General features: G+C 67.8%; 16 protein-coding genes. 7 read left to right on the forward strand and 9 right to left on the reverse strand.

Annotated elements, in window-relative coordinates:
- Positions 1–45: 45 nt before the first annotated feature.
- Both QJ043_RS00455 and QJ043_RS00460 read left to right on the forward strand, forming a co-directional pair.
- Positions 46–1,311: a C40 family peptidase gene (locus QJ043_RS00455; protein ID WP_283712202.1), complete on the forward strand. Its 1,266-nt coding sequence runs from the start codon at positions 46–48 to the stop codon at positions 1,309–1,311.
- A 178-nt stretch (positions 1,312–1,489) separates the two neighbouring features.
- Positions 1,490–2,794: a C40 family peptidase gene (locus QJ043_RS00460; RefSeq protein ID WP_283712203.1), complete on the forward strand. Its 1,305-nt coding sequence runs from the start codon at positions 1,490–1,492 to the stop codon at positions 2,792–2,794.
- A 53-nt stretch (positions 2,795–2,847) separates the two neighbouring features.
- Here the strand turns inward: QJ043_RS00460 and QJ043_RS00465 are convergent, their stop codons facing one another.
- The 7 genes from QJ043_RS00465 to sufC form a co-directional block, all read right to left on the reverse strand.
- On the reverse strand, positions 2,848–3,294 hold the full coding sequence (locus QJ043_RS00465; protein WP_283712204.1) for an RrF2 family transcriptional regulator: 447 nt from the start codon (positions 3,292–3,294) through the stop codon (positions 2,848–2,850).
- 6 nt (positions 3,295–3,300) lie between these two features.
- Positions 3,301–3,759 (reverse strand): Fe-S cluster assembly sulfur transfer protein SufU, encoded by a 459-nt coding sequence (sufU, locus tag QJ043_RS00470; RefSeq protein ID WP_283712205.1) that lies wholly within the window; start codon positions 3,757–3,759, stop codon positions 3,301–3,303.
- Positions 3,746–5,032: an aminotransferase class V-fold PLP-dependent enzyme gene (locus tag QJ043_RS00475; protein WP_283712206.1), complete on the reverse strand. Its 1,287-nt coding sequence runs from the start codon at positions 5,030–5,032 to the stop codon at positions 3,746–3,748. Before QJ043_RS00475 ends, sufU begins: the two co-directional genes overlap by 14 nt.
- Positions 5,029–6,159, reverse strand: coding sequence for a SufB/SufD family protein (locus QJ043_RS00480; RefSeq protein ID WP_283712207.1), 1,131 nt, complete (start codon positions 6,157–6,159; stop codon positions 5,029–5,031). The genes QJ043_RS00475 and QJ043_RS00480 overlap by 4 nt, the downstream gene beginning before the upstream one ends.
- Positions 6,159–6,302, reverse strand: a complete 144-nt coding sequence (locus QJ043_RS00485; RefSeq protein ID WP_283712208.1) for a hypothetical protein — start codon at positions 6,300–6,302, stop codon at positions 6,159–6,161. The genes QJ043_RS00480 and QJ043_RS00485 overlap by 1 nt, the downstream gene beginning before the upstream one ends.
- Positions 6,302–7,693 carry a Fe-S cluster assembly protein SufB gene (gene sufB, locus QJ043_RS00490; RefSeq protein ID WP_430538463.1) on the reverse strand — a complete coding sequence of 464 codons (1,392 nt, stop codon included), beginning with the start codon at positions 7,691–7,693 and terminating at the stop codon, positions 6,302–6,304. Before sufB ends, QJ043_RS00485 begins: the two co-directional genes overlap by 1 nt.
- Positions 7,694–7,767: 74 nt before the next feature.
- A complete protein-coding gene (gene sufC / locus QJ043_RS00495; RefSeq protein WP_283712210.1) occupies positions 7,768–8,571 on the reverse strand; it encodes a Fe-S cluster assembly ATPase SufC in 804 nt (267 codons plus the stop codon).
- A gap of 284 nt (positions 8,572–8,855) precedes the next feature.
- Between sufC and QJ043_RS00500 the strand changes: the two genes are divergently transcribed.
- The 3 genes from QJ043_RS00500 (at position 8,856) to QJ043_RS00510 (ending at position 11,792) form a co-directional block, all read left to right on the forward strand.
- Positions 8,856–10,103: an MFS transporter gene (locus tag QJ043_RS00500; protein ID WP_283712211.1), complete on the forward strand. Its 1,248-nt coding sequence runs from the start codon at positions 8,856–8,858 to the stop codon at positions 10,101–10,103.
- A gap of 150 nt (positions 10,104–10,253) precedes the next feature.
- Complete coding sequence (locus QJ043_RS00505) at positions 10,254–10,553, forward strand: helix-turn-helix domain-containing protein (RefSeq protein WP_283712212.1); 300 nt, start codon at positions 10,254–10,256, stop codon at positions 10,551–10,553.
- A gap of 3 nt (positions 10,554–10,556) precedes the next feature.
- Entirely contained in the window at positions 10,557–11,792 is a 1,236-nt protein-coding gene (locus QJ043_RS00510; protein WP_283712213.1) for a type II toxin-antitoxin system HipA family toxin, read from the forward strand.
- A gap of 26 nt (positions 11,793–11,818) precedes the next feature.
- Here the strand turns inward: QJ043_RS00510 and QJ043_RS00515 are convergent, their stop codons facing one another.
- Positions 11,819–12,151: a Rossmann-fold NAD(P)-binding domain-containing protein gene (locus QJ043_RS00515; protein ID WP_283722691.1), complete on the reverse strand. Its 333-nt coding sequence runs from the start codon at positions 12,149–12,151 to the stop codon at positions 11,819–11,821.
- 81 nt (positions 12,152–12,232) lie between these two features.
- The gene (locus QJ043_RS00520; RefSeq protein WP_283712215.1) at positions 12,233–12,793 is read right to left on the reverse strand and encodes a PTS sugar transporter subunit IIA; all 561 of its coding nucleotides are present in this window, start codon (positions 12,791–12,793) and stop codon (positions 12,233–12,235) included.
- A 359-nt stretch (positions 12,794–13,152) separates the two neighbouring features.
- Between QJ043_RS00520 and QJ043_RS00525 the strand changes: the two genes are divergently transcribed.
- Positions 13,153–13,362, forward strand: coding sequence for a hypothetical protein (locus QJ043_RS00525; protein WP_283712216.1), 210 nt, complete (start codon positions 13,153–13,155; stop codon positions 13,360–13,362).
- Positions 13,363–13,564: 202 nt separating this feature from the next.
- Positions 13,565–14,371 carry a fructosamine kinase family protein gene (locus tag QJ043_RS00530; protein WP_283712217.1) on the forward strand — a complete coding sequence of 269 codons (807 nt, stop codon included), beginning with the start codon at positions 13,565–13,567 and terminating at the stop codon, positions 14,369–14,371.
- The last annotated feature ends 26 nt before the right edge of the window (positions 14,372–14,397 follow it).

The raw sequence follows: 14,397 nt of genomic DNA on the forward strand, positions 1-14,397 counted from the left end.
GGCGCGCGTCGAAGCCGGACCGTGCACCCAACCACGAGAGGTCCTATGAGTAAGCGATTCAAGGCCCCTGCGGCGCTCGCGCTGGTCGGGGCGTTCCTGTGCGCTGTCGCCTTCGGTGCGCCGACGCCGGCCGTCGCGGACACGGCGGCACAGCTGCAGGCCAAGCTCGACACGGCGCAGAACAAGCTCGACTCCCTCTACGAGCAGGCCGAGCAGATCTCCGAGCAGCTCAACGGCACGAAGGTGCAGCTGCAGGAGACCAACGCGAAGATCGACCAGGCGAACTCCGACATCGCCCAGACCGAGAAGGACATCGAGGCCAAGAAGGCGGAGCTGGCCGAGCGCCAGTCGCACCTCTCGGCCAAGGTGGCCCAGGACTACAAGAACGGCACGGTGTCGTTCCTCTCGATCGTCCTCAACGCCACCTCCTTTGACGACTTCGTGAGTCGCATCCACTATGCGGACAAGGTGTCCGAGAAGCAGGCGTCCGACATCGACGCCACCAAGCAGCTGCAGGCGGAGCTCAACGACAAGAGCATCGAGCTCACGGCTCAGAAACAGCAGTTGGAGCAGCAGAAGGCGCAGCAGGAGCAGCTCCAGGCGGACCAGGAGTCGCAGCAGGCGCAGCTCGACGCCCAGGTCTCCGAGACACAGTCCTACGTGAACGGCCTCGACCAGGAGGTCAAGGACAAGCTCGCCGAGGAGCAGGAGGCCGCCCGGGCGCAGCAGGAGGCCGAGGCCAACGCCGCCCGCGAGGCAGCGAACGCCGCGCTGGCGAGCAGCTCGTCGGGCTCCAGCGGCGGTTCTTCCGGCTCCTCCAGCTCGGGGAACGGCTCTTCGACCGCGCCCTCCGGCTCGACTGGCTCCCGTCCTGCCGCAGGCTCCACGCCTTCGGGCTCCAACCCTGGCTCCGGGTTGAGGCCTTCCGGTTCGGGCGGGTCGTCGTCGAGCGTGGCCGGCAGCACGGCCCAGCGTCAGGCGGTCATCGACGCCGCCTGGTCCATGGTCGGCGGCTCCTATATCTACGGCGCCTACGACCCGGCCAACCGCACCTTCGACTGCTCGGGCCTCACGATGTACTGCTTCTCGAAGGCGGGCATCTCGCTCCCGCACCAGTCCGAGGCGCAGAAGGGCTACATCAGGAACTTCGTGCCCCTGTCGCAGCTCCAGCCTGGCGACCTCGTGTGGAAGAGCGGCCACGTGGGCATCTACGTGGGCAACGGCCAGATGATCCACGCGTCCAACCCCACCAGGGGCATCATCGTCGGCCCGATGACGTGGGGCATGGTCGGCGGCGGCTGGCCGGCGTAACCGGCTGCGGTCACGCGCTACAGAACGTCTGCGAGGGCGGTCGCTTCGGCGGCCGCCCTCTTTTGTCGACCGTTGCGCGTCCGACGAAAAGCGAGGGACTTCCGGCGCCTACGTGGGCACAGGTGGTTACCATGGTGCCTATCCGGACTCAAAGGCACGTGAACATCGGGGGTACTCAGTGAAGAAGCCTCTCCGCACGCTGTTCCTGGCGGTCGTCGCCATCCTTCTGGGAGGCGCCCTTCTTGGCGCGCCTCGAATCGCCCTGGCCGACACCTCCACCGAGCTCCAGGGCAAGCTTGCCAGCGCCCGGGCACAGCTCGACGAGCTGTACGGCCAGGCGGAGCAGATCTCCGAGCAGCTCAACGGCACCAAGGTGCAGCTGGACGAGACCACCGGGCTCGTCGAGCAGGCGGAGGCGTCCATCGCGCAGACCGAGCGCCAGATTGCCGAGAAGCAGGCGGAGCTGGCCGAGCGCCAGCAAAGCCTCGCCGCCATGGCCCGGGTGGACTACAAGAACGGCAGCGTGTCGGTGCTGTCGGTCCTGCTCAACGCCAACAGCTTCGAGGACCTGTGGGAGCGCGTGTACTACGCCGACAAGGTCTCGGAGCAGCGTGCCGGCCAGATCGCCGCGACCAAGCAGCTCAAGGCGGAGCTCAACGATAAGAACATCGAACTCACCGGGCAGAAGCAGCAGCTCGAGACCCAGCGTGCGCACCAGGAGTCCCTGCTTGCCGAGCAAGAGGCGCAGCAGGCCTCGCTCGATGCGCAGGTGGCGGAGGCCGAGTCCTACGTGAACGGCTTGGACCAAGAGGTCCAGCAGAAGCTCGCCGAGGAGGCGGCCGCCGAGAAGGCAGCGCAGGAAAAGGCCGCACAGGAAGAGGCGGCGCGCCAGGCTGCCGAGGAACGGGCCGCTGAGAGCGCGACGACGCAAGGCGGCCAGTCCGCAGGGTCGGCGACCAACCCTGCGGGCGCTTCAGAGTCGCGCCCGAGCTCCGGCTCGAACCCCACGAACGAGAGCGCGGGCGGGAGCGCGAACACGACCCCGAAGCCGAACCCGAGCACGCCCGCCACGCCGACGGGCACCACCAAGCCGAGCGGTGGCTCCTCACAGGGAACGACAACGCCCACCTCGGGCGGTACGAGCGCCCAGCGGTCCGCTGTCGTGGCCGCAGCGTACGACATGCTCGGCGGATCCTACGTGTACGGGGCTTACAACCCGGCGAGCCGCACCTTCGACTGCTCGGGCCTCACGATGTACTGCTTCGCGCGAGCGGGCGTCTCGCTGAGCCACTACAGCGAGAGCCAGAGGGGCGCCATCGCGAACTTCAAGCCCGTCTCCCAGCTGCAGAGGGGCGACCTCGTGTGGAAGAGCGGCCACGTGGGGGTCTATGTGGGCGGCATGATGATCCACGCCTCGACGCCGAGCAAGGGCATCGTCCTCAGTAGCTGCGGCTACATGTCGGGCGGCGGCTGGCCTGCCTGACGCGGAGGCAGAATAGGGCGGCACAGGGACGCGACCCCGTGCCGCCAGCGCAGTCAGACGCCGCAGCCCCCGTCGATGTCCGCGGCGGTCGTGCCGTCCAAGAGGTCGGCCAGCGTCTTCGAGTCCAGGTAGTTCGCCGTCACCTGCCCCAGCTCCTGCCACATCGGCAGCGTCGGGCAGCTCTCGGCGCGCGGGCAGAGCGCCCCGGTCGAGCAGTCCAGGCACGCGACCGGGGCCAGCGAGCCGTTCTCGGCCGCGCGCAGGATCGCGCCCACGGTGTAGTCGGCCGGGTCGTGCGCCAGTTGGTAGCCGCCGCCCTTGCCCCGCTGGCTCGTCACGAGCCGCGCTTTGAGCAGCGAGCTCATCACCTGCTCCAGGTACTTGCGGCTGATGCCCTGGCGCTTGGCCACGTCCCCGAGCGACACCCAGCCCTCGTGGCACCCGAGGTCGATCATCACCCGCAGCGCGTAGCGGCCCTTGGTGGAAATCGTGCCGGACATCGCGCCTCAGCCCTCTTCCGTGGTGGTGGGGTCGCTCGCGCCGTTGAGCATCTCCTCCATCGTGCGCCAGGCCAGCTCGGCGCACTTCACGCGGGCCGGCATGTGGGAGATGGAGGAGAGGCACGCGGCCTCGTCGAGGTCCTCCAGCTGCTCGGCCGTGAGCTCCTCGCCGCGCACGAGCTTGCCGAAGCTCTCGGCCAGCTCTCTCGCCTCGTCCGCTGTGGCACCGATGAGCAGGTCGCTCATCATGTCCGCGCTCGCCTTGGACACGGCACAGCCGGCCCCCGTCCAGGACGCGTCCGCGATGGTGCCGTCGTCGGCCAGCTTGAGGTGGAGCGTCAGGTCGTCGCCGCAGCTCGGGTTGATGCCCTCGTGGACGTGCGTCGCGTCCTCCATCTCGTAGTTGTAGTCGGGATGGTTGCAGTGCTCGAGCAGCGCGGGCGTGTACAGGTCAGCAGCTCCCATGGAAGATCCCTCTCACGAACTCGATGCCGTCCACCAGCTGGTCGATGTCGGAACGGTCGTTGTAGAACGCGACGGACGCCCGGTTGGTGCTGTCGCAGCCCAGGTAGGTGAGCAGCGGCTGCGCGCAGTGGTGGCCGGCGCGAATGCAGACGTCCTTGGAGTCCAGGAGGCTCGCGACGTCGTGCGGGTGCACGCCCTCCAGGTTGAACGCGACCACGCCGTGGCGCTTCGTGGCGTCGGTGGGGCCGTACACCGTGACGCCGGGAATCGCGCGGAGGCGGGCGTCCAGCTCCGCGACGAGCGCGTCCTCGCGGGCCTCGATCGCGTCGAGGCCCACCTCGTCGACGTAGTCCAGCGCCACGGCCGTCGCGGCGATGCCGGCGGCGTCCTGGGTGCCGGCCTCGAACTTCTCGGGCACCGGCGCCCAGACGGCCTCGGTCTCGGTGACGGAGTCGATCATCTCGCCGCCGGTCAGGAACGGCGGCATCTTCTCGAGCAGGGCCATCTTGCCCCAGAGCACACCGATGCCGAGGGGCCCGAAGACCTTGTGCGCCGAGAAGGCGAGGAGGTCGCAGCCCAGCTCCTTGACGTCGATCTTGATGTGCGGGGCGGACTGCGCGGCGTCCACGACGCACACGGCGCCCATCTCGTGGGCACGGTCCGCGATGGCGTGCACCGGGTTCTCGACGCCGAGCACGTTGGACACATGGGCGATGGAGACGATCCTCGTCTTCGGGCCGATCTTGGCCTCGATCTCCTCCGGGGTCAGCAGCCCCTCGTCGTTGGGATAGAGGTAGACGAGCTCCGCGCCCTTCTCGGCGCAGACCTGCTGCCAGGGAATCAGGTTCGAGTGGTGCTCCATCACGGAGATGACCACCTGGTCGCCGGGCTTCAACAGCAGGTCGCCGAGCGATCGTGCGGCCAGGTTGAGCGACTCGCTCGTGTTGCGCGTGAAGATGACCTCGCGGGGGTCGTCGGCGCCGATGAACCGCGCCACTGTCGCGCGGGCCTCGTTGATCTCCTCGGTGGCCTCGATCGAGAGGCCGTAGAGACCACGGAGCGGGTTCGCGTTCATCGTCTCGTAGAACACCTTCTGCGCCTCGAGCACGCACTCGGGACGCTGCGCCGTGGCGGCGGAGTCGAGGAACGCGAGGCCCGGGCTGTTGGCCAAAAGCGGGAAGTCCGCCCGGTAGGGGTTCTCGTCGATGTTCGCGGCGACCGCGGGGTCGAGCCCCGGCGCCACGGTCAGAGGGCCGTCGAATAGCTTGCTCACGCAGGGACCTCCTCAAGGTCGTGGCCGGCCAGTTCGGCAGCGGTGGCGGCGCTCTCGGCGGCGTCCGGGCCGAGCGACCATCTCGCCCACTCAACGACCGCGGCGGCGGCCTCGGCGGGCAGCGACGCCGCCGCGTCGTCGACGATGGCCGTGGTCATAAGGCCGGTGGCGTCCTCCTCGGTGAGGCCGCGGCAGGCCAGGTAGAACAGCTGCTCCTCGCTGAGCGAGCCGATCGTGGCGCCATGGTTGCCCGCGACGTCGTCCTCGGAGCAGAGGATCACTGGCAGGGTCTTGTTGACCACCTGGTCGCCGGCGAGCACGACGGTCTCGGCCTCCGAGCCCTCGGCGCCCTTGCAGCCGTGGGCGAGGTCGATGGTGGCGCGGAGCACCTTGGAGCCGTCGCCCGTGATCACGCCGGCGGCGACGATGTCGGTGCGCGTCTTGCGGCCCTCGTGGATGGACTGGTAGCTGACGTCCGTGGCCTCGGCCGCGCGGGTGACGTAGCGGAGGTTGGCATCAAGGGCGGCGTTCCGGCCGAGCAGCTCCACGGCGACGCCCACGGCCGCTTGCTCGCTCCCGAGCACGTACTGGCGCAGGGTGAGCCGGGCGTCCTCGCCGAGGGCGGCGCCGAGGTCGTCCACGTGGCGCTGCCCGGGGCCCTGGGCGACGAGGAGGTCCACCTCGGCCTCGGCGCCATCGGCGAGCACAAGGCGCAGGGCCGAGCCGGTGGTGCCGGCGTCCGTCTCGCGGCCGAGCGCGCACACGAGCACCTGCGCGGAGGCGTCCTCCTCGAGCACGACAGTGGTCTGCGCAACGGTGCCCTGGGCCGCGTCGAGGAACACCAGGACGGGCTCCTCGGCGTAGGACGCGGCGGGGACCGTGACGGTGGCGCGCTGCGTGGCACAGGCGTCGATCCATCCGGTGGCCTGGGTGCCGGCGCCCATGAGGACGCCCTGCGCCTGCTCGGGCACATCGGTGTTCACGAGGGGCTGCCAGCCGTCGGCGTCGACCTGGGCGGCCACATCCGCCGGCACGGGCACGCCCACGGCCGTCTCGTTGATCTTGAGCCAGTTCCAGGTCTGGGCAGGGGCAGCGTTGACGTGCTGCAGCGTTCTCAGGTCGCTCACTAGCCGATCGCCCCTTCCATCTCGAGTGCGGTCATCGTCACTGAGAGATTGTCTCTTTTGGGCGCCGTGGCGGGCACCTCGGCTGGCGCCGAGCTGGCCGCGACGGCTTCGCTCCGCAGGGCGATCGTTCGCTTATCGCTCACTAGCCAATCGCCCCTTCCATCTCGAGCTTGATCAGGTTGTTCATCTCGACCGCGTACTCCAGCGGCAGCTCCTTGCTGATGGGCTCCGCGAAGCCGTTCACGATCATCGCGCGGGCCTCCTGCTCGGGGACGCCGCGGCTCATCAGGTAGAGGATCGTGTCGTCGGAGATGCGGCCGATGGTGGCCTCGTGGCCCACCTGCGCGGTGCGGTTGCGGATGTCCATGGCCGGGATGGTGTCCGAGACGCTCCGGTCGTCGAGCATGAGGCTCTGGCAGCTGACGGTGGCACGGGCGCGGTCGGCGCGCGGGGTCACGGTCACGGAGCTGCGGAACGTGGAGATGCCGCCGCCCTTGGAGATGGACTTGGTGGAGACGCTCGCGCGGGTGTCCGGCGCGGACATGTGCACCTTGCAGCCGGTGTCGAGGTTCTGCGTGGCGCCGGCGAACGTGATGCCGGTGAACTCGCAGGCCGCGCGCTTGCCCACCAGGAGGCTCGACGGGTAGAGGTAGCTCACGTGGCTGCCGAACGAGCCGGAGACCCACTCGATGGTGCCGTCCTCCTCCACGCGGGCGCGCTTGGTGTTGAGGTTGTACATGTTCTTGGACCAGTTCTCGATCGTGGAGTAGCGCAGGCGCGCGCCCTTGCCCACGAAGAGCTCCACGCACCCGGCGTGGAGGTTGGCCACGTTGTACTTGGGTGCCGAACAGCCCTCGATGAAGTGCAGGTCGGCGCCCGGCTCCACGATGATGAGGGTGTGCTCGAACTGGCCCGCTCCCGCCGCGTTGAGGCGGAAGTAGCTCTGCAGCGGGAACGGCACGGTGACGCCGGCCGGCACGTACACAAAGGAGCCGCCGGACCACACCGCGCCATGGAGCGCCGCGAACTTGTGGTCCGTCGGCGGCACGAGCTTCATGAAGTGCTCGCGGATCAGCTCCTCAAAGGGGCCGTGGAGGGCCTCCTCGATGCCGGAGTAGACCACGCCCAGCTCGGCCACTTCCTCGCGCATGTTGTGGTAGACGAGTTCGGAGTCGTACTGGGCGCCGACGCCGGCGAGGCTCGTGCGCTCCGCCTCGGGGATGCCGAGGCGCTCGAAGGTGTCCTTGATGTCCTCGGGCACCTCGTCCCAGGAGTCCACCTGCTCGTGGCCGGAGGTCACGTAGGTGGAGATGTTGGCCATGTCGAGGCCCTCGATGGAGGGGCCCCAGTTGGCGGGCATCGGGGTGTTCTCGTAGATCTGGAGGGAGCGGAGGCGCAGGTCGAGCATCCACTGGGGCTCATCCTTCTTGCGGCTGATCTCCTCGACGATCTGGGGCGACAGCCCGTCCTCGAAGCGCTCGTAGCCCTCCTCGGACTTCACGAAGTCATAGAGCGAGCGGTCGACGTCGGCCACGTTCGTGCGAACGCGCTCGCCACCGGAGGCCTCTGCGGAGGTGAGCTCGCTTTGGTAGGTGGTATCGGACACGGCTACTCCTGACACGCGTTCTCGGCCATGACCGTGGCGTCGGCGGCTTCCGCGACGGCCACGGCCTCCTCGAACTGCTCGAAGCCGTTTGCATCGATGTTCGGGATAAGCGCGGCGTCGCCGTTGGCCACGATGCGGCCGTTCACCATCACATGGGTCTCGTCCACGTCGAGGCGCTCGAGGATGCGCGTGTTGTGCGTGATGACGAGCAGCGCGCCGCCGGTGCGCTCGCGATAGGCGGCGATGCCGCGGGACACGACGCCGAGCGCGTCGACGTCGAGGCCGGAGTCGGTCTCGTCGAGGATGGCGAGCTTGGGCTCGAGGAGGAGCAGCTGGAGCATCTCCACCTTCTTCTTCTCGCCACCGGAGAACCCCACGCCGAGGTCGCGCGTGAGGTAGGCCGGGTCCATCTCCAGCTCCTCGGCGAGCGCGGTCACGTGCTTGCGGAACTGGCGCGCGGTCATCTTGAGGTCCGGGCGCTTCTGGCAGATGGTGCGCAGGAAGCTGTACAGCGGCACGCCGGGAATCTCCACCGGGGCCTGGAACGAGAGGAACATGCCGGCGAGCGAGCGCTTGTCGGCCGAGAGGTCCGTGACGTCCTCGCCGGCGAACTCGATGGTGCCGGAGCCCACGGTGTAGACCGGGTCGCCCATCAGCACATGGCCGAGGGTCGACTTGCCGGCGCCGTTCGGGCCCATGAGCACGTGACAGGTCCCCGGGTCGATCGCGAGGTCGATACCGTGCAGGATGGTCTTGTCGTCCGCGCTTGCCGTGAGGTCGCGGACCGAGAGCAGAGGTTCTGCCATGGGTGGTTCCTTAGCGTCGATGAGATGTGACCTGAACAAAATACCCCTTACGTGAGGGGAAATAGCCGAGACACGAATGTCTGGACAAATCCCCGATCGGCGCTGGCACCGTCCCCCGTTTTCCGCTAGGGTGGCACGCAGTCTCTGAAGTCGGACAGGAGCGTGAGGAGGGCAGACTATGGCAGCCACCGGATTGTTGGTCTTCACCAGCGGGTTCGTGGTCGCGTCATAGCTCGTTCCCTCCTTTGTCTTGCTCGTTGCTGATCCGATAAGGAGCCTTTTTCATGGCTTATGCGGTTTCGTCCGCCCTCCCGCGCGGCGGTGAGGCGCGGCTCTTCTTCTCACGGCTGTTCCAACGTTTGGGCGTGCACTGCAGCTACTTCGTGGGGCTGCTCGGCATTGCCACCTACGAGCTGGGGATGGACGCCTTTGGCATCTCGGCGCTGATGCTGCTGGGGAACCTGTCCATCGTCGTGGGCAATGCGGTCGCAGGCCCAGTGGTGGACCGCTTCGGCCCCAAGGCCACGCTCGTGCGGTCCCTGCTGGTCATGGTGGCGGTGTTCCTGGTGAACGCGCTCGTGCTGTCCACGTTCGCCGTGCTGTGCGTGGTGATGGCGGCCTGGTCGCTGCTGACGGGCGTGCTCAACACGGCGTACAAGACGCTGCCGCCCTACCTGGTGGTTCCGGATCGCTATCAGAGCGCGAACGGCCTCTTGGCATTGGCGGACAACATCGCGCTGGTGGCAGGCCCGCTTCTCGGCGGCGCGGTGACGTTGGTGTTCCCGGTGCGCGCCGTGTTCTTTGTGGCCACGGCGTTCACGCTGGTGGCGTGGGGCGTCGTGCTGAGGATGACGTTGAGCGCGGCGGGGACGGACGTGGGGCCTGGCAAGGCCGACGCGTCCGAGCGGCACGGCCTCGGCTACGTGCTCGAGGGGTTCTCGGTGACGTTCCGCACGCCCGCGCTGCTCGTGATGTTCTGCATGTGCTTCTTCGGCTTCTTCTGCTACGGCGCGTTCGACTCGCTGGAGTCGCTGTTCTACCGCGACGTGCTCAACGTGTCCGTGGACTGGCTCGGGTGGCTGGTCGCGGCGCTTGGCGTGGGGTCCGTGGTGGGGTCCGTCGGCATGATGGCCGCGAAAGGGCGCGCGCAGAGGCTGGTCAGCCTGCACGGCGCGGCGCTGATGCTGCTCGTGACGGGGCTGGGATCGTGGCTCTACGTGGGCACGTCCAACGTGTGGTGCGCCGCGGCCGGCCAGGTGGTGACGGGCTTCGGGTTCGCGTTCCTCGACCCCACCATCACGATGCTCGCGCAGGAGCGCACGGACCTCTCGGTGACCGGTCGCGTGATCTCCACGATCAGCATCGGCGGTCAGTGCGCGGGGATCCTGCCTCTGTTCGTGGCGCCGTTCTTGGCGGAGGCCTTTGGCGTGCAGCCGGTGCTCGTGGGCGCGTCCATCATCAGCACGCTGGTGGGCCTCGGCTTCCTCGTGTGCCTGCCCCGCGGCTTTGGTCACGAGAAGGTCAGCGAATAAGCGGCGTGGACGCTTGAGAGAGAGCCGGTTGTCCACGGTTGGACATTTAGCTCTCTCTCAAGCATCCGTCCCGCCATTGTGCGATGCGAATTAGCGTATGATAAAAACGACGCTAAATGAAGTAGCCAGTCAGAAAGCAGACGCGAAGCTATGTCCAAGCGCCTTTCCTTCAGAGTCCAGCGTACGGCTCAAGAGCTGGGGACGAGCATCGCTACATGGCGCAAGCTGCTCGGCATCCAGTCTGGCGAGCTCGCGGAGCGCGCGGGCGTGAGCCGCTCGACGATTTCTCGTCTGGAGCACGGCGACCCGTCAGTGTCGCTCGGCACGTTCCTCTCGGTGTGCGACGTACTGGACTCGCTGGAAGCGGTTGAGCAGGCCCTCGATCCTATGGAGACCACGCTCGGGCGCGTGCGGGCCGAGCAGGAGCTGCCGCAGCGAGTGAGGAGGTGAGCGATGGTTCCAACGCTGACCATTTGGCTTGATGGCACCGAGGCGCCTCGGCGTGTGGGGCTGTTACGCTCCTCGGTCCGTCGTGGCGAGCTGACCACGACGTTTTCCTATGACGAGTCGTTCCTGGCATGGCCCGGTGCGTTCGCCATCTCGCCGGAACTGTCGCTGCGCACAGGGTCCTGGCATGGCTCCGGGCTTCCCGGGGCACTCTCTGATGCTTCTCCCGACCGTTGGGGTCGGTTGCTTATCAAGCGCGACGCTGCGGATTTGGGCCTGGGCGGTCGCATGCTGGACGACGTGGACTATCTGATGGGAGTGCTGGACGTGAGTCGGCAGGGTGCGCTTCGGCTGGCCTTGCCGGAAGGTCCGGACTTTCTTTCGGCTGGCTCCGGCATTCCGCCGATGGTTGAGCTGACCCGACTCGCAGATGCTGCTCGGCAGGTTTCGGCTGGCGAAGCGAGCCAGGAAGCGGTCAAGGAGCTGCTCGACGCGGGCTCTGGTTCTCTCGGAGGGGCGCGCCCCAAGGCGTCTGTGGTGGACAGTGGCCGGCTCTGGTTGGCCAAGTTCCCGCACGAGGCCGATGAGTGGGACGTGCTGGCCTGGGAAGCGGCGACTTTGGAGTGCGCTCGCGCTGCTGGTATTGGGGTTCCGGCTTCGCGCACGGTGAGGCTGGGTGCCGCGCACGGGCTGTTGACCCTGCGTTTTGACCGACGGGATGGTCTTCTTGACGGTCGGCGCGTACCTTATCTGAGCGGGCTGTCCTTGGTGGGCGGCAAGCCGGGCGACCTTTATGACTATGCAGACGTCGCGGATCGAGTGCGGGCAACCTGCCGAGAGCCGAGCCGGGCTCTGGAGGAACTGTTCCGCCGCGTGTGCTTCTCGGTGGCGGCGAACAACACGGACGACCACCTGCGGAACCTTGGCTTATTGAGAGGAGCAGGGGGCTGGCGGCTGTCGCCGCTCTTTGATGTGAACCCGGACCCGTCGCTTGCCACACGACGGGTGACGGGGGTGTTAGGGGAGACCGAAGCCATGGCATGCGCTCGGGCCCTGCCGGAGTTCGCGGAATACGTCGGGGTGCTCGGGGAACGCGCGGCGGCCATTGCGCAGCAGACCGGTCGCGCGGTCGCCGGGCTGGTTGGGCAGGCCCGACAGCTGGGCGTCCCGCAAAGCGAGCAGGGCCGTTTCGCTTCTGCGCTGGCTAAAACAAGCGGCGCGGTGTCGGAGGCGTTCGAGTGAGACAAAACCCGTCGGGTTTCGTCGCATCATCGGTACGCCACCGCCACGCGGTCGCGGTGCTCGTGCAGGGACCAGTACTGCTCGGCGATGGCGTCCGGCTTGTAGCGCTCGTTCTCCGGGTCCACCACGCCCGAGACCAGCACCGTGCCCACAAAGATGCCGCGCTGCGCGAGCCGGTCGTGCAAACATTCCGCCGCGCCTCGCAGTGCCGCCTTGTCCAGACAGAGGGCCGTCAACGGCTCAATGGCCTGCCAGTTCTCGGCGAACCCGCCGCCCGTGTAGATCACGCAGCCGTGCTTGGCGGCAAACTCGTCCGTCGCCACGGCCAGCGTCGCCTCGACAGCGCTCGCGACGTCCACCTGGAAGTGCCGGAGGAGATACGGATGCCCGAGGCCGCCCCTGGGAGGCAGGGGCGGCCTGGCCGGGAAGGAAGCGGGGAACTAGAGGGCCATCAGCAAGTCGCCGTGGCTCATGGAGCCGAGTTGCTTCACGGCGTCCGGGTAGTCCGCGTAGTTGGTGACGACCACCGGCGTTGCGAGCGGCAGGTTCTGGAAGCGGATGTAGTCCATGTCGAATTCCATCAGCAGCTGGCCTGCGGTGATGCGCTCGCCGGCCTGAACGTGCGGGGTGAAGCCCTTGCCGCCGAGGTTGACGGTGTCCATGCCCACGTGGATCATGAGCTCGGCGCCGTTGTCGGCCTTGATGCCCATCGCGTGCAGGGTGTCGAAGAGCATCGTGAGCTCACCGTCGCAGGGGGCATAGAGCTTGCCGTCCGTGGGCTCGATCATGACGCCGTCGTCGAGCATGCCGCTGGAGAAGACGTCGTCGGGGCACTCGGAGAGCGGCTTGACCTCGCCGGTGATGGGGGCGATCAGCTGGGCGCTGGCGGTCTGGGAGGCGGGCTCAGCGGCGGCCCTCTCGGCGGAGGCTTCCGCGACCCTCTCGACCTGCTCGTTCTTAGCGACGCGCGGATAGACCACGAAGGCGGAGGCGAAGCCCACGACAATGGCGGTAGCGGCGCTCAGGAGGGCGGGCAGGCAGTTTCGATTCTCCCCAGGAACCTCACTGGTTGTCCGTGTGATGGACGATCCCGGTGGCTGCGCAGCTCTTGGGGTTCGTTGTGGCTTTGAGTATGGGGGCGGCGCCGCGCCTTGCGAAGGACTGAAAAGGACACACTCGCGTTGACCAGCGGTAAATGCTTCTGGCCTGTGGACGCTTGGGAGAGAGCCGTTTGTCCACGCCCAGCGCCGGTGATATGACACTGATGTGTGAAACGGTTGTCTCCCGTAAACCGTGTCCTCGGAGGGGTACATGTCCCCTAGAACGGTTTCACACGTATCGATTTAAGGGAGTGTGCGTCATGGCTGACTTCAAGGAGAAGGTCGAGGAGAAGCTCGACGAGATTCGCGAGCATCACGAGGAGCACAAGGAAGAGCGCGAGGAGGCCCGCGAGGCCCGCGAGGAGGCCCGTGAGGACAAGAAGGCCATCGACGAGGCCGCGAAGGACGTCAAGAAGGTCGTCGACGCCGGCGCCAAGGACGCCAAGAAGATCGTGGACGAGGTCGAGTAACCCCCATCGCACCATCGCTGTCCCGGCGGGGCGGTCGCTTCGGCGGCCGTCCCGCTTTTGCGTGGACGCTTCGGAGAGAGCCGTTTGTCCACGGTTGGACGCTTCGAAGAGAGCCGTTTGTCCACGGTTGGACAGAGGGCTTTGACCGAAGCGTCCACGTGGGACACTGGTGCCTGACCTGTCCGTCCCACCGGGAGGCGCCATGGCCGAGATGTTCGAGAAGCGCGACCGCGACCCGAGAAGCGACTTGCGTTGCGAAGCGGCGGCGCTCGCGTGGCTAGGAGAGGCGACAGCGAACGGCGGCCTGCCCGTGGCTCGTCCACTCGAGGCCACGCGCGACCGCCTGGTCGAGCAGCGCGTGTCGTCGGCGCCGGCCACGGCCGCTCGTGCCGAAGCTGCGGGCCGGGCACTCGCCCGCACGCATGCGGCCGCCGCGCCGTACTGGGGCGCGCCTCCTGCCAACTGGTCCGGCGCGGAGGGTTATTGGATCTCTGGCCAGCTCACGCCCATTGTCCCGGAACAGCCAGCCCCCGAGCCCTGGGGCGCCTGTTACGCCCGCGTGCACATCATGCCGCAGGTGCGCGAGCTGGTCGACGCCCGTGTTTGGGGGACCCGCGAGGCCGCGTTGTTCGCCAAGCTCTGTGACCGCCTGACCGCCGGCGACTTCGACGCACCACAGCCCGGGCTTCTCCAACCGGCCCAGCCCGCGCGCATCCATGGCGACCTCTGGGCCGGCAACCTGCTCTTCTCGGACGTGCCCCAGGGCGCCGTTCTCATCGACCCGATGGCCCGCGGCGGCCACGCCGAGGAGGACCTGGCGATGCTCCAGCTCTTCGGCGCGCCGCACCTCGATCGCATCATCGCGGCCTACGACGAGGTCTCGCCCCTCGGGCCCGGCTGGCGCGACCGCGTCCCGCTCATGCAGCTCCAGCCGCTCCTGCTGCACTGTCGGCTCTTCGGCTCTGGGCACTTTGGCCAGACATTGGCGGTCGCGCGCCGATTCGCGTGACCGGTTGGGTAGGGTAGGGCGTGGCA

Origin of the sequence: Kribbibacterium absianum (assembly GCF_030067705.1) — a bacterium.
GTDB classification, from domain to species: domain Bacteria; phylum Actinomycetota; class Coriobacteriia; order Coriobacteriales; family Atopobiaceae; genus Kribbibacterium; species Kribbibacterium absianum.